Source organism: Pseudoclavibacter sp. Marseille-Q434 (assembly GCF_050315415.1).
Lineage (GTDB): Bacteria > Actinomycetota > Actinomycetes > Actinomycetales > Microbacteriaceae > Pseudoclavibacter.
The window spans coordinates 41,233-54,801 of the sequence record NZ_JBNPQH010000002.1 but is presented as its reverse complement, the minus strand read 5'-3'; the positions used below and the strand labels follow the sequence as shown (position 1 = coordinate 54,801).

The following is a 13,569-nucleotide window of genomic DNA, read 5'->3' as shown; positions in this document are numbered from 1 at the left end:
AGGAGAGTGACATGGAAATCACGATCACCGGTCGCAACACCGAGATCCCGGACCGTTTCCGCGAGTACGCCACGGAGAAAGCGCTCGCCAAGGTCTCGTTGCTCGATGGCAAGACGCAGGCGGCTGAAATCAAGCTGACCAAGCGCACGGACCGCGCGGGCAACCTGCTCGACAAGGGCAAGGTCGAGATCACGCTCTTCGGCCCAGGCCCGCTCATCCGCGCAGAAGCCGAAGCCGGTGACAAGTACGCTGCCTTCGATCTCGCGCTCGACAAGCTCGTCGAGCGCCTCCGTCGCAACAAGGACCGCAAGAAGATCCACCGCGGGCAGCACACGCCCCTCCGCCTCCAAGAGGCGGCCGCAGACAACTTCTCGCAGATCGACGTGGTTCCCGCTGACACGGACACGATCAGGCTCGTCGAGAACGGCGGCACCGCCTCGGAGATCGCTGCGGAAGAAGAGCAGCTGGACGAGCTCTACTCGCCCGTCGTGATCCGCGAGAAGACGTTCGCCCCGAAGCGCCTCAGCAACGACGAAGCCGTCGATCACATGGAGCTCCTCGGCCATGACTTCTTCCTCTTCATCGAGAGCGAGTCGCTCCGCCCGAGCGTCGTGTACCGCCGGCGCGGCTGGGACTACGGCGTCATCGCGCTCGACGAGAACGAGGTTCCCGTCTCCTGAGCCCAGCTTGCTCAGCCTCGCCCCGGTCGATGCGTCCAGCATCGGTCGGGGCGAGGTGCGTAGAATCAACGAATATGCACAGCATGGGCTGTGCCTCTCAGCGCGCTCTCCCGCCGCTTGCGTCAACCAGTAGGAGCAGACCTTGGCCTCAGTTCTCGAGAAGATTCTCCGCATGGGCGAAGGGCGCACCCTTCGCAAGCTCGAGAGCATCGCCAAGCAGGTCGGACGCCTCGAGGACGCCTTCAAGGAGTACAGCGACGATGAGCTGCGCGACATCACCGCATCCTTCCGCGAGCGGCACGAAGCGGGGGAGTCGCTCGACGCGCTCCTGCCGGAGGCGTTCGGCGCCGTCCGCGAGGCCGCGGGGCGTGTGCTCGGTCTGCGCCACTACGACGTGCAGCTCATGGGTGGGGCCGCCCTGCACCTCGGCAACATCGCGGAGATGAAGACCGGTGAGGGCAAGACCCTCGTCGCGACGCTGCCCGCCTACCTCAATGCCATCGCGGGCAAGGGCGTGCACGTCGTCACGGTCAACGACTTCCTCGCGAGCTACCAGTCCGATCTCATGGGCCGCGTGTTCCGCGCCCTCGGCATGACCACGGGCTGCATCGTCTCCGGCCAGTCGCCCGCTGAGCGCCGCGAGCAGTACGCGGCCGACGTCACCTACGGCACGAACAACGAGTTCGGCTTCGACTACCTCCGCGACAACATGGCCTGGCGTGCCGAGGACATGGTTCAGCGCGAGCACTTCTTCGCCATCGTGGACGAGGTCGACTCCATCCTCATCGACGAAGCTCGCACCCCGCTCATCATCTCCGGCCCCGCTCAGGGTGACGCGAACCGCTGGTACTCGGAGTTCGCCTCCATCGTGCGCAAGCTCAAGGAAGGTCGCGACTACGAGGTCGACGAGAAGAAGCGCACGATCGGCGTCCTGGAGCCCGGCATCGACCGCGTCGAGGACGCCCTCGGCATCGACAACCTGTACGAGTCGGCGAACACGCCGCTCATCTCCTTCCTGAACAACGCCATCAAGGCGAAGGCGCTCTTCAAGCGCGACAAGGAATACGTCGTGCAGAACGGCGAGGTCAACATCGTCGACGAGCACACGGGCCGCATCCTCAAGGGTCGCCGATACAACGAGGGCCTGCACCAGGCGATCGAGGCGAAGGAAGGGGTGCAGATCAAGGCCGAGAACCAGACGATGGCCACCGTCACCCTGCAGAACTACTTCCTCATGTACGACAAGCTCGCGGGCATGACCGGTACGGCCGAGACCGAAGCGGCCGAGTTCATGAGCACCTACAAACTCGGTGTGGTGCCCATCCGCACGAACCGTCCGATGCAGCGCAAGGACAACCCCGACCTCGTCTACAAGAACGAGAAGGTCAAGTTCGACCAGGTCGTCGAGGACATCGTCGAGCGGCACGAGACCGGACAGCCCGTGCTCGTCGGCACGACCAGCGTCGAGAAGAGCGAGTACCTCTCGAAGCTCTTGGCGAAACGCGGAATCAAGCACGAGGTGCTCAACGCGAAGAACCACGCGCGCGAGGCCGCGATCGTCGCTCAGGCTGGTCGCAAGGGCGCGGTCACGGTCGCCACGAACATGGCCGGTCGCGGTACCGACATCATGCTCGGCGGTAACGCCGAGTTCCTCGCGGTCGCCGAGATGACCGCCCTCGGCCTCGACCCGCAGGAGAACGCCGACGAGTACGACGAGAAGTGGCTCGAGGTCTTCTCCGCCATGAAGGAGCAGGTCAAGGGCGAGGCCGACGCGGTCGCGGAAGCGGGCGGCCTCTACGTGCTCGGCACCGAGCGCCACGAGTCGCGTCGAATCGACAACCAGCTGCGTGGACGCTCCGGACGTCAGGGGGACCCGGGCGAGAGCCGCTTCTACCTGTCCATGACGGACGACCTCATGCGCCTCTTCAACACCGGTGCGACCCGCGCGATCATGGCCGGCGACGGCACGCCAGACGATCTCGCACTCGAGTCGCGCATCGTCTCGCGCGCCATCCGCTCGGCGCAGTCGCAGGTCGAGTCGCGCAACGCGGAGATCCGCAAGAACGTGCTCAAGTACGACAACGTGCTCAACGAGCAGCGCACAGCGATCTACAGCGACCGCCGCCGCATCCTCGAAGGCGACGACATCGCCGACAAGGTGCAGAACTTCCTCACCGACGCGATCGACGACATCATCCAGGAGCACACGGGAGATGGCACGGGCGACGACTGGGAATTCGATGCCCTCTGGACAGACCTCAAGCAGCTGTACCCGGTCGGCATCACCGAGGAGGAGCTCTTCGAGGAAGCGGGTGGGCGCAGCAAGCTCACGCGGAAGCTCGTCGAGGAGGAGGTCCTCTCCGATGCACGCCACGCCTACGAGCGCCGCGAAGCGTCGATCGGCACGGAGGCCACCCGCGAGCTCGAGCGACGCGTCGTGCTGAGCGTCATCGACCGGAAGTGGCGCGACCACCTCTACGAGATGGACAACCTCAAGGACGGCATCGGCCTCCGCGCCATGGCGCAGCGTGACCCGCTCGTCGAGTACACCCGCGAGGGCTTCGCGATGTTCCAGCAGATGCTCGGCAGCATCCGCGAGGAATCCGTCGGCTTCCTCTACAACCTCGAGGTCACGGTCAAGAAGGATGAGACGCCGTCCGCCAGCGAGACGCCCGACGTGCAGATCGTCGCGAAGGGGCTCGACGAGAAGGCGCAGACCGCGCTCAGCTACTCGGCAGCTACCGACCAGGGTGAGGTCGAGGTGCGCAACGAGCGCGGTCAGCTCAACCAGCGGGCGACTGCTGAGGCCAAGCGCCGCGAGCGGGACCTCGGCACCTCCTCCGCGCTCGACCAGGCTCGCGGTGAGGCCGGTGAGGAGCAGGCATCGCCGGTGGCCAGCACACAGCAGGCAACACGCTCGCGCCAGCCAGCCTCGCGTTCGGGGAACCCCGCGAAGCGGCAGGCGGCCGAGCAGGCGTCCCCGTCTGACGGCGACAGCCCGGCCGCAGGCAGCTCGTTCGGCAAGGGCGCGACGTCGAAGCCTGGTGGGCAGCCCGCGGGCAATCGCGCTCAGCGACGCCGCAAGAAGTAGCGGCCAGCTCCCGGGAGCAGAGCAGACGCCTCGGCGGACGCGCCACCACTCGTGGTGGCACGTCCGCCGAGGCGTTCTCGTCGCGCTGGGCAGTTCAGAGGACGTGGATGGCGGATGCCCGCCAGCGCCGGTCGAGACCCTCGAGGCGCACGGTCACGGCTCTGACCCGCGCACCGAAGTCGAGGACGACGACGGCATCGACGATGTTCTCCGTCGTCGCCTGAATGCGCACGCTCAGCTCGACGAAGTTCGGCCGGCGAGTTGGACGCCGTCGCGCCTGCCTCGCTCGTGCTGCGTGCTGCGTGCGAATGAGCAGGTGACGGTAGACGTCGTCGGTCACCCACCTGGACAGCTGCTCGATGTCGCGGACCCCGGAGATGACCTCGACGACGCTTCGGGCCAGATTCGAGACCAGTGGAGCCGGATCGGGAAGGTCGCTCGCGGCCGTGCGTTCCCGGACGAAGAGCGGGTCGGCGTCGATGAGTTCGCCCGCCGCCGCGGAAAGCGTTGATTGTGGCGCATCGATGGCGCGGAGCGCCCTGGTGCTGCGCGTTGGCGACATACTGCCCCCGTCGGATCTCAGACGATTCCCCCCGAACCGCCTGGCCACATGAAACCACGTCGCTCCCGGTGCTCGCGAGGGGTGAACTCCCCTGTGGATAACTCCGGTCGCACGGGCCGTGAACTCTACGCTGTCGAGGTGCGATGGGACGATCTGTTCGATGACCTCGCGGGCGAGCTGCAGGGGGCGCTCGACGACGAGGCCGCCAGGCGCGCCGTCGACGAGGAGCGACTTCGCGTGGGTCGACTGACCGTGCGCGAGCGTCTCGTCGCGCTCGCGGAGGCCAGTTCGGCGCCCATCTCCCTGCAGCTGTCGGACGGTTCCCTCGTGGCCGTGCGCCCGAAGGCGTTCGGCAGCGACTGGCTGTCAGCCGAACTGCTCGCGGAATCGGGTCGGGCGCGCGTCTGCATCGTCCCGACGGCGGGTATCGCGTCCCTGGTGCTCACTGAGGAGCAACTCGTCGCAAGTCTGCGCGAACCGGCCGCGAGCGGTCCAGGTGACCTGTCCGGGCGACTCGGCCTCGCATTCGCGCTGCGGGACCTCGGGCGGCGTCGCCGGCAGTGCGAGTTCGTGGTGACCACCGGCACGATCGTGGGCACCATCGACCGGGTCGCGCGCGACCACGTCGATGTCGCCGTCCACGAGCGCGGGGTGGCCAGAAGATCGCGGGATGTCGTCGCGTACCGCATCATCCCGCTCGACGACCTGCGTCTCGTGATCCTCGCTGACGACTGACCGGTCCGGGGCCGGCGACGGGCTGCCTACGGCAACGGCCGCAGGCGCGGGGTCGTGTCATCCTGTGTGGCGTTCGCCTCGAGGAAGTCGCCGGTGTCTGCGAACTCGCCCTGGCGGAGTGCAGCGACGCGTCGCTGGTACTCATACTGGTCGTCGATGTACTGCTCGAGCATCGTCCGTTCCACTCGCCATTCGCCGACGCCGCCGATACGGATCGCGGGCAGCTCCCCGCTCTGCACGAGACCGGTCGCCACATCCATCGTGACGTTGAGGACCTCGGAGACCTCGGCGAGGGTCAGGAAACGGCCGATTGACTGGGGGTCAACGGATGCGTTCATGCCCTCGATTATCGCGCGCAGATCATGGATCGACGCATGTTGTGGATAACTTCTGCAGGTTCTCTCTCGCTGCGCCACGATGGCGGAGTCGCCACCTCGCGGCGACCGAAGAAGGGAAGAGTGGCATGAGCGTGAGCAGGGCTCGCAAGCCGAGACGCTGGGTCGACCCGAGGCTCTTCCTCGGAATCCTCCTCGTCATCGCGTCGGTGCTCGGTGTCGTCGGCGTTCTCGTCGCCGGGAACCGAACGGAAATTGCCTACGCGGCCGCCTCGACGATCGCACCCGGGCAGCTGATCACGGTCGATGACCTCCTGGCCGTCGAGGTCGTGCTCGGGCCGAGCGCGGAGGCGTACGTGAGCACGGAGACGGTGCCGACGGGCGAGTTCCTCGTGACCCAGGCGGTCGAGGCTGGTGAGCTCCTGCCGAGGTCGGCCCTCGGGGACGCTGATTCGAGCCGGTCGTCGGTTGTCGTCGAAGTCTCCGGCGGGCTGCCGACGGAGCTGGGCGCTGGCAGTGCGGTGGAACTCTGGTCGAGCCAGGAGTCAGCCCCCGGGACCTACGGCGCGCCAGTGCTGACCTCGTCGAATGCGACGGTCGCGAAGATCCTCCCGAGGGAAGGGGCCCTTTCCGCGAGCCAGGCGGACCGGGTGGAGCTGCTGCTGCCGAAGGCCGAGATCCCCGCACTGCTCGCGGCGATCAGCAACGATTCGCGGCTGGCCCTCGTCCCAGTCTTCCGCGAGAAGGGGCAGTGACATGTCGAGGATCCTGCTTGCCATCGAATTCGAGATCGAGGCCCGCCTCCTCGAGGGCATCATCGCGGCGGGACACGACATCGTCGATCGAGTCTCCGGTGGGCTCGCCGCCGCGACGGCGCTCGAGCGGCTGCGACCCGAGATCGTGGTGCTGCAAGGGGCGCCGGAGACGCTGACTCCGCGCAGCCTGGCGGCGTGCGCCCGGTTCGGCGCGCGTGTGATCGTCGTGGTCTCGAGCGACTTGGAACGGCGGAACGCGGAGACGCTCTCCGCGACGGAGGTCGTCGAAGCGGCGGTCAGCTGGAGCGAGATCGAGATGCTCCTCGCCAGAACGTCCGGCGACTCCTCCCGCTCCACGCCAACCGGCCCGATTCCGCAGCGATCGGTGGCATTCTCGAGGCCCCCGGCCGTCGGCCTCCAGCCTTCGGACGAGGACCGACCTGACCCTGCCGAGCCCGAGCCGGCGAGTCGAGTCGAGTCCGAACCCGAGCACCCGACGAGCGATGGAGCTGGGCGACGTGAGCGCAGACGCGCGGCCAGAATGCCCACGCGCGTCGGCACCCGCGCCGTGGCGCACGAGCGGGGCATGACCGCACTGCCGCTCCGACGGGCACGCGCAGACGGCAGGGGCGTCGTGCTCGCGGTCTGGGGTCCGCACGGTGCTCCGGGCGCATCCACCGTGGCCGCAGCGGTCGCGTCCAAGGCCGCCGAGATGGGGCAGCGAGTGCTGCTCATCGATGCCGACAGCTACGGCGGCTCGCTCGCGGCGATGCTGGGCATCACCGACGAGGCGCCGGGCTTCGCAGCTGCCTGCCGCTTGGCGGGCGCGGCACGACTCACGGTCGCCGAGATCGAGCGCATCGCGGTGCCGCTGTCCTTCGGCCGGGGTGGACTGCTGGTGCTCACCGGCATCGCGAATCCCGCGAGGTGGCCGGAACTCGCGAGGGATCGGGTGGCAACTGTGCTCGAGAAGTGCCGCGAGGTCGCCGACCTCGTGGTCGTCGACGTCGGCTTCAGTCTCGAGAGCGACGACGAGATCGCGAGCGACGCGTTCTCGCCTCGTCGTTCGGCCGCGACCCTGACCGCCCTCACCGCTGCGGACCGAGTGCTCGCCGTCGCGGACGGGCAGGCGGTTGGCCTCCAGAGATTCCTGCGCGCCCGCGCGAACCTCGTCGACCTCGTCGACGACACACCCACGGATGTCATCGTGAACCGAGTGCGAGCTGACGCGGTCGGCCTGGGCGCCGCAGGTCAGATCCGGCACGTCCTCTCGCGATTCGCGGGCCTCGAGGCGCAAGCGCTCATCCCACTCGACCAGGCGGCGTGCGACCGTGCGCTGCTCGCCGGCGAGCCGGTCTCGTACGCCAGCCCCCGCTCCGCGTTCGCTCGTGCGATCGGAGCCTACGTCTCGGACACGCTGCTGGCCCCAGCCGGCAGTGACCTCGAGACCCGGCAGCCAAAGGGTGAGAACAGGCGACGAACTTCGGCGTTTCGTCGATTCTGGCGCGGTCGCGGCGAACTGCAAGCTCAGAACTCCTAAGCTGACCGAGTGTCGAGTCTCTCATCGCAACTCCAGCGCCGCGGAACCCTCAGTGAAGCTGAGCAGTCGTGGATCCTGCAGCTGAGCGCCGACTGGCAGCTCCTCACCGACCTCTCGTGCGCGGATGTCGTGCTCTGGGTCCACACGAAGGACGACGACTTCGTCGCCGTCGCACAGGGGCGCCCCTCGAGCGCCCCGACGCTCTTCTACCGCGACCTCATCGGCCAGTCCGTGCGGGAGCAGTGGGCGATGGCCGTGCGCAGGTCCTACGAGGAGGGCATCACCGTTCGGTCGACCGAGCCGGACTGGTTCGACGAGATCCCGACGCAGCTGCTCGTGACACCCGTCTTCTGCCGTCTGCCGGGTGAGGGAGTCAGCCAGCACCCCATCGCCGTCATCACGCGTCACACGAACCTGGGGAGCGCACGCTCGATCACCCGCCAGGAAGAGACGTTCCGCGACTGCGCCGACGAGATCTTCGCAATGATCGAAGAGGGAGCCTTCCCCGATCCGGAGGCCCCGCAGATCTCACGCCGCGGCGCACCGCGAGCATCGGACGGACTCATCAGGCTCGACAGAGACGGCGTCGTCACGTTCGCGAGCGCCAACGCGCTCAGCGCCATGAACAAGCTCGGCTTCGGGGGAGAGCTCGAGGGGGAAGTGCTCTCGGAGGTCGCCTCAGCGCTCGTGCACGACAAGAGCCGCGTCACGGTAGACGAGGCGCTGCCGCTCGTCGTCACGGGGCGTGCGCCGTGGATGACCGACGTCGAAGCGCGAGACATCACCGTCACACTGCGCGCGCTGCCGCTGAGGGCGCACGGAGAGCGCACGGGCGCCATCGTGCTCTGCCGAGACACGACAGACGTCAGGCACCAGCAGCAGGAGCTCATCACCAAGGACGCCACGATCAGGGAGATCCATCACCGCGTCAAGAACAACCTGCAGACCGTCGCGGCGCTCCTGCGTATCCAGGCCCGACGCTCGCGGAGCGACGAGGCCAGGGAATCGCTGACGCAGGCCATGCGTCGGGTCTCCTCGATCGCGGTCGTGCACGACACGCTCTCCGGTGGCTTCTCCCAGACCGTCGACTTCGACGAGGTGTTCCTCCGCGTCATGAAGCTCATCACCGAGGTGTCCGCTTCCTCGAACACGGTTGTCCGACCGGTCGTCAGCGGTCGATTCGGAACGCTGCCCAGCGAGTACGCGACGCCGCTGGCCCTTGCGCTCACCGAACTCGTCACGAACTCTGTCGAGCACGGACTCGCGGGGCAGGAAGGCGAGGTCACCGTCACGGCCGAGCAGACGCCGGGTGGGCTCTCCGTCACGGTGGCGGATACGGGCTCCGGATTCGTCGCCGGACGCATCGGCGCCGGTCTCGGCACGCAGATCGTCCGCACCTTGGTTGAGGGCGAGCTCGGCGGCTCCATCGAATGGCACTCCGAGCCGGGGGAGGGAACGCAGGTGAAGCTCCTCATCCCCAGCCGCTGGAAACGCGAGACGGGCGGCGCGTGAACGCCGCCCGTCGGGCGATCCGCGGTCAGGCCGCGGGTTGTCTGCTGCTCAGGACGCGCGTCGCGCTCGTGCAGCGCGACGCTTGAGTGCACGTCGCTCGTCTTCGGAGAGGCCTCCCCAGACGCCGGAATCCTGACCGGTGTCGAGTGCGTACTGAAGGCACACCTCGGTCACCTTGCAGGAAGCGCAAACGGCCTTCGCTGCGTCGATCTGGTCGACAGCGGGGCCGGTGTTCCCGACCGGGAAGAAGAGCTCGGGGTCTGCGTCCAAGCAGGCGGCAGTATCGCGCCAATCCATCAGTGGTGCTCCTTATCGAGTGCGCCTCGCGCACAAAAACGCTCCGCTGGGAGCGAAGTTCGTGAACCCGGGATGCGGTGACTGGCCTATAGACTTGGCCTCGATTTTGCATTCCTCCGGGTATCTCTACCTAGAGAAAGATTTTGCCACAGCGTCATTTTCCAGGCAAGGGGTAATTCGTGAGCCCAGGCACGACCAAGCGCCCGGTCGCCGTCGTTCTGCTTGCCGGGGTGCTCGGCGTGGAGGCCGTGATCCTCGCCGCCGTGACGGCGTTCCTCGTCGTGGAGACCGCCGCGCAGGAGGCCAGGTTCCTCGCCTCCTCCCTTGCGCTTGCTGGGCTCGCGCTGCTGGGGGCCGTGCTCCTTGCGCTCGTGGCCGTGTCGACGCTGCGTCTGCGCGCCTGGGTCCGCGGGGCTGCCATCACCTGGCAGATCATGCAGCTGGCAGTCGCCTGGGTGTTCCTCCAGGGCGATCTGGCCGTCTGGGCCGGCTGGGTGCTCGTCGCCATCAGCCTGCTCGGCATCGTCGCGGCCGTGCATCCGGCGACGGGCCGTGCACTGCGCCGCGACGACGACGAGGTGGAAGCGAGGGGCTAGACCCCGAGCAGCTTCAGGATCCGGGCGACGTGGCCCGCGGCGCGAACGTTGTAGAGGGCCTCGGTGATCTTGCCGTGCTCGTTGATCACGAAGGTCGAGCGGATGGGGCCCACGGCGACGCGACCGTACTTGTTGCGCTCTCCGTAGGCGCCGTAGGCGGTCTGCACGGCGTGGTCGGCGTCGCTCAGGAGCGTGAAGTCCAGGTGCTCGGCGTCGCGGAACTCGGCCAGCTTCTCCGGGTCGTCCGACGAGATGCCGAGGATCGTGTACCCGGCGGCGCGAAGGGGGGCATCGCTCTCGCGGAAGTCGCACGCCTCAGCCGTGCATCCAGGGGTGAATGCCTCGGGGTACGTGTAGAGGATGACGCGCTTGCCGCGGTAGTCGGAGAGGGAGACGGCGTTGCCGTCCTGATCTGTGAGGGTGAAGTCCGGAGCGTCTGCGCCCGGCTCGAGGCGGGTCGGAGTGGAGGTCGTCATGGCCTCAATCGTGGCATGTCGCGGCCGATTGGACTTCGAGTTCAAAACAGTGCTATTCTCTCTTGGTCGCCACGGAAACGGAACGACGCGCACCTCTAGCTCAATTGGCAGAGCAATTGACTCTTAATCAATGGGTTCTCGGTTCAAGTCCGAGGGGGTGTACGAGATAGGCCCGGTAGCTCTCGCCAGCTACCGGGCCTTCTTGCATCCTCGAGGGAGGCTCTCTTCGGGCTGGGAGGGCACCGGTCTGCCGTTCTCGGAGGCGCGGTGCTGGCACAATGGGCATGCACTGGCTTGGCGCGCAACGCGCCGACGACGAGGAGGCGGATTCCGTGACGATTGCACCCGGAGAACTTTGGGCGAACTGGCCGCGGACCGCACGCGCGAACCCGTCGAGCATCGTTGCTCCCAGGACTGCGCTCGAGGTCCAGCAGGTCGTCGCCGAGGCCTACAGCAGGGGCAGGCACGTGCGTCCCGTCGGTGCGAGCCACACCTCGAATGCGCTGGCCGCGGCCCCGGACATCCTTCTCGACGCCCGAGGCCTCCGCGGCATGAACTGGATCGACCTCGACAGCCATGAGGCGTCGTTCGGTGCCGGCACGACGATCGCCGAGGCCGGGGCCCTGCTCGAGACCTACGGATGGCAGCTGCAGAACATCCCGAACAACCCCGCCGTGACTCTCGGAGGCGCGATCGCCACGGGCAGCCATGGCACTGGTGCTCGTTTCGCGAGTCTGTCATCGCAGCTCGTCTCCGCGACGCTCGTCTCCGGGACCGGCGAGCTCGTCACGGTGAGCGCCCACCAGGACCTCGAGCTGTGGCCTTCGGTGAAGCTCAGCCTCGGCGCGCTCGGCATCTTCACGGAGCTCGTGTTCCGCATCGTGCCCGGCTACCGCATCCGCACCTCGGAGGAGCAGATGCGCATGAGCGAACTCGTCGACGAGTTCGCTGTGCTCGCCTCAGGCGCTGACCACTTCTCGGCGAGCTGGCGGCCGCACACCGATGAGGTGTTCGTGACGCAGGGGTTCCGCGAATCCGGCGAGATCGCCGACGAGCCGACGCCCTCGCGCCGTTCCGCATCCTTCGGCGCGCTCGGCGAGATGCTCGCCATCGGCCTGTCGAAGTCGCTGCCGTTGCTCACCCCCGCGGTGAACAAGCTCGCGAACCGCGTGCATCCGGTCGGCGAGTCGACCCTGGGGCCCATGCGAGCGCTCGCGGAGCCCGCCCCGGTGCGCTTCGCGTCGCTCGAGTACTCGTTCCCCATCGCCGAGACCCCAGAGGTGCTGCGGGCGCTCGACGAGACCCTCGAGCGAGCGCACCTCAATCTCCCCTACGCCGTTCGCATCTCGACGACTGCCGCCGACGACGCGTTCCTGTCCAACGCATACGGCAGGGCTGTCGGGAACATCACGGTGCGCGTGCCGTCCACGCTCGACGCGCGCGCGATCTTCACCGCTGCCGAGGACCTCTTCCTGAGCCTTGGCGGCCTCCCGCATTGGGGCAGCTTCCACACGGTGCGTGCGGAGGAGTTCAAGCACGTCATCACGCGTTTCGGCGACTTCCACACGGCGCGCGAACGACTGGATCCGGAGGGCGTGTTCGACAACGCACACCTCAAGCGCGTCCTCGGGGCGCACTGAGCCGACCGCGTTCGAGCGGGGCCTGAGTCGTCTGCTGGCCCGTGCCGACGCTCGTCGAGCGTGATGAGCGGATGCGCGTCGAAGCGCGGACGCCTACAGGGGCTCGTCGGCTCGCGGGTCGTCCAGGTTGCGCCAGGGGCGGTCACGCCACCTGAACGCTCCGGCCCGGTGCAGGATCCAGGCGGCGAGCATCGCCCCGACGGCACCGGATGCGCCGCCGACGAGGAGCGCCGCGCGCGGCCCGAACAGTTCGACGATCCACCCCATGACGGGGGCGCCGACGGGCGTCCCGCCGAGGAAGATCGCCATGTACAGCGAGAGGACCCGCCCGCGCATGGAGGGCTCGACGCTTCCCTGGACGAGGGCGTTGGCCGTGGTGATCGCGCTGAGCGAGGTGAAGCCGATGGGGATGAGGGCCACGGCGAACAGCCAGAACGTCGGCGCCAGGGCGGCTGCCAGGCAGCTGAGCGCGAAGAACACGCTCGACGACAGCAGGACACGGAACCGGGCTCGCTCGCGCTTCGCGGCCAGCAGCGCGCCCCCGAGCGAGCCGATGGCGAGGATCGAGGAGAGCAGGCCGAAGCTATCCGCGCCGCCACCGAACTCCATGGTCGTCATGGTCGCCGTGTAGATGGGGAAGTTCAGGCCGAAGGTGCCGAGGAGGAAGACCAGGACCAGGACCGCGACGATGTCCGGGCGCCTCGCGACGTAGCGGATGCCCTCGCGGATCTGCCCGCGGCCGCGTTTCGATGGGGGAGCGGGGAGCAGGTCCGCGCCGCGCATGGCCAGGAGGGCCGCGATGGTCGCGAGGTACGTGAGCGCGTTGACGAGGATCACGGGGCCCGCGCCGATGAGGACCGTGAGGACTCCGGCGACGGCCGGCCCCAGCATCCGGGCGCCGTTGAACGACGCCGAGTTGAGGGCTACGGCGTTCGAGAGCAGCTTGAGGCCCACCACCTCGGAGACGAACGCCTGGCGCGCTGGCGCGTCCAGGGAGGCCGCGCAGCCGAGGAGCAGTGCGAAGACGTAGACGTGCCAGAGCTCCGCGGCGCCCGCCGTCACGATGGCGCCGAGCGCGAGGGCGAGCACGGCCATGACCGACTGCGTCCAGATGAGCACCTTCCGCTTCGAGAAGCGGTCGGCGATGACGCCGGCGTACGGCGCCAGCAGCAGCTGCGGGCCGAACTGCAGGGCCATGACGACGCCAAGCGCGGTGGCGTCGTTGTCGGTGAGCTCGGTGAGCACGATCCAGGCCTGCGCTGTGCGCTGCATCCACGTGCCGACGTTGGAGGTCAGGGACCCCGCGAACCAGATGCGGTAGTTCCGTTCGCCGAGCGACCGGAACATGGA

The 13,569-nt window shown here is 68.0% G+C and carries 13 protein-coding genes and 1 tRNA gene; 9 read left to right on the top strand and 5 right to left on the bottom strand.

Translation table 11 applies throughout. From position 1 onward, the window contains the following. Nucleotides 1-11 precede the first annotated feature (11 nt). Complete coding sequence (hpf, locus tag ACQFZP_RS07180; RefSeq protein WP_104252325.1) at nt 12-680, top strand: ribosome hibernation-promoting factor, HPF/YfiA family; 669 nt, start codon at nt 12-14, stop codon at nt 678-680. 142 nt (nt 681-822) lie between these two features. Beyond that, nucleotides 823-3,771 (top strand): preprotein translocase subunit SecA, encoded by a 2,949-nt coding sequence (secA, locus tag ACQFZP_RS07175; RefSeq protein WP_211890810.1) that lies wholly within the window; start codon nt 823-825, stop codon nt 3,769-3,771. Nucleotides 3,772-3,865: 94 nt separating this feature from the next. Here the strand turns inward: secA and ACQFZP_RS07170 are convergent, their stop codons facing one another. Continuing rightward, a complete protein-coding gene (locus tag ACQFZP_RS07170) occupies nt 3,866-4,333 on the bottom strand; it encodes an Rv3235 family protein (protein WP_179557199.1) in 468 nt (155 codons plus the stop codon). A gap of 138 nt (nt 4,334-4,471) precedes the next feature. Here ACQFZP_RS07170 and ACQFZP_RS07165 point away from each other — a divergent pair, with 138 nt between their 5' ends. Then, entirely contained in the window at nt 4,472-5,068 is a 597-nt protein-coding gene (locus ACQFZP_RS07165) for a hypothetical protein (RefSeq protein WP_146080729.1), read from the top strand. Nucleotides 5,069-5,094: 26 nt separating this feature from the next. On the opposite strand, the gene ACQFZP_RS07160 is transcribed toward ACQFZP_RS07165, so the two are convergent. After that, nucleotides 5,095-5,406 (bottom strand): helix-turn-helix domain-containing protein, encoded by a 312-nt coding sequence (locus ACQFZP_RS07160; RefSeq protein WP_211890809.1) that lies wholly within the window; start codon nt 5,404-5,406, stop codon nt 5,095-5,097. A 125-nt stretch (nt 5,407-5,531) separates the two neighbouring features. Between ACQFZP_RS07160 and ACQFZP_RS07155 the strand changes: the two genes are divergently transcribed. From ACQFZP_RS07155 to ACQFZP_RS07145, 3 genes are read left to right on the top strand one after another with little or no spacing between them, the layout of a single operon-like run. Next, a complete protein-coding gene (locus tag ACQFZP_RS07155; protein WP_211890808.1) occupies nt 5,532-6,158 on the top strand; it encodes a hypothetical protein in 627 nt (208 codons plus the stop codon). 1 nt (nt 6,159) lies between these two features. Then, a complete protein-coding gene (locus ACQFZP_RS07150) occupies nt 6,160-7,698 on the top strand; it encodes a MinD/ParA family ATP-binding protein (RefSeq protein ID WP_211890807.1) in 1,539 nt (512 codons plus the stop codon). Between the two features lie 9 nt (nt 7,699-7,707). Continuing rightward, the gene (locus ACQFZP_RS07145; RefSeq protein WP_211890806.1) at nt 7,708-9,210 is read left to right on the top strand and encodes a sensor histidine kinase; all 1,503 of its coding nucleotides are present in this window, start codon (nt 7,708-7,710) and stop codon (nt 9,208-9,210) included. 48 nt (nt 9,211-9,258) lie between these two features. On the opposite strand, the gene ACQFZP_RS07140 is transcribed toward ACQFZP_RS07145, so the two are convergent. Further along, nucleotides 9,259-9,507 (bottom strand): WhiB family transcriptional regulator, encoded by a 249-nt coding sequence (locus tag ACQFZP_RS07140; RefSeq protein WP_068476994.1) that lies wholly within the window; start codon nt 9,505-9,507, stop codon nt 9,259-9,261. A gap of 179 nt (nt 9,508-9,686) precedes the next feature. Here ACQFZP_RS07140 and ACQFZP_RS07135 point away from each other — a divergent pair, with 179 nt between their 5' ends. Next, complete coding sequence (locus ACQFZP_RS07135) at nt 9,687-10,103, top strand: hypothetical protein (RefSeq protein WP_211890805.1); 417 nt, start codon at nt 9,687-9,689, stop codon at nt 10,101-10,103. On the opposite strand, the gene bcp is transcribed toward ACQFZP_RS07135, so the two are convergent. Next, entirely contained in the window at nt 10,100-10,579 is a 480-nt protein-coding gene (bcp, locus tag ACQFZP_RS07130; protein WP_211890804.1) for a thioredoxin-dependent thiol peroxidase, read from the bottom strand. The genes ACQFZP_RS07135 and bcp overlap by 4 nt on opposite strands. A gap of 89 nt (nt 10,580-10,668) precedes the next feature. On the opposite strand from bcp, the gene ACQFZP_RS07125 reads away from it, so the two are divergent. Together ACQFZP_RS07125 and ACQFZP_RS07120 are read left to right on the top strand one after the other, a co-directional pair. After that, nucleotides 10,669-10,741, top strand: a tRNA-Lys gene (locus tag ACQFZP_RS07125). Nucleotides 10,742-10,911: 170 nt separating this feature from the next. Then, nucleotides 10,912-12,219, top strand: coding sequence for a D-arabinono-1,4-lactone oxidase (locus ACQFZP_RS07120; RefSeq protein WP_179557206.1), 1,308 nt, complete (start codon nt 10,912-10,914; stop codon nt 12,217-12,219). Nucleotides 12,220-12,312: 93 nt separating this feature from the next. On the opposite strand, the gene ACQFZP_RS07115 is transcribed toward ACQFZP_RS07120, so the two are convergent. Next, nucleotides 12,313-13,566 carry an MFS transporter gene (locus ACQFZP_RS07115; protein ID WP_249312314.1) on the bottom strand — a complete coding sequence of 418 codons (1,254 nt, stop codon included), beginning with the start codon at nt 13,564-13,566 and terminating at the stop codon, nt 12,313-12,315. Nucleotides 13,567-13,569: the final 3 nt, after the last annotated feature.

Excerpts from the sequence above, each read along its gene's own strand:
- hpf (WP_104252325.1), top strand. The coding sequence starts at position 12 with ATGGAAATCACGATCACCGGTCGCAACACCGAGATCCCGGACCGTTTC.
- ACQFZP_RS07170 (WP_179557199.1), bottom strand. The coding sequence starts at position 4,333 with ATGTCGCCAACGCGCAGCACCAGGGCGCTCCGCGCCATCGATGCGCCA.
- ACQFZP_RS07160 (WP_211890809.1), bottom strand. The coding sequence starts at position 5,406 with ATGAACGCATCCGTTGACCCCCAGTCAATCGGCCGTTTCCTGACCCTC.
- ACQFZP_RS07155 (WP_211890808.1), top strand. The coding sequence starts at position 5,532 with ATGAGCGTGAGCAGGGCTCGCAAGCCGAGACGCTGGGTCGACCCGAGG.
- ACQFZP_RS07150 (WP_211890807.1), top strand. The coding sequence starts at position 6,160 with ATGTCGAGGATCCTGCTTGCCATCGAATTCGAGATCGAGGCCCGCCTC.
- ACQFZP_RS07140 (WP_068476994.1), bottom strand. The coding sequence starts at position 9,507 with ATGGATTGGCGCGATACTGCCGCCTGCTTGGACGCAGACCCCGAGCTC.
- bcp (WP_211890804.1), bottom strand. The coding sequence starts at position 10,579 with ATGACGACCTCCACTCCGACCCGCCTCGAGCCGGGCGCAGACGCTCCG.
- ACQFZP_RS07115 (WP_249312314.1), bottom strand. The coding sequence starts at position 13,566 with ATGTTCCGGTCGCTCGGCGAACGGAACTACCGCATCTGGTTCGCGGGG.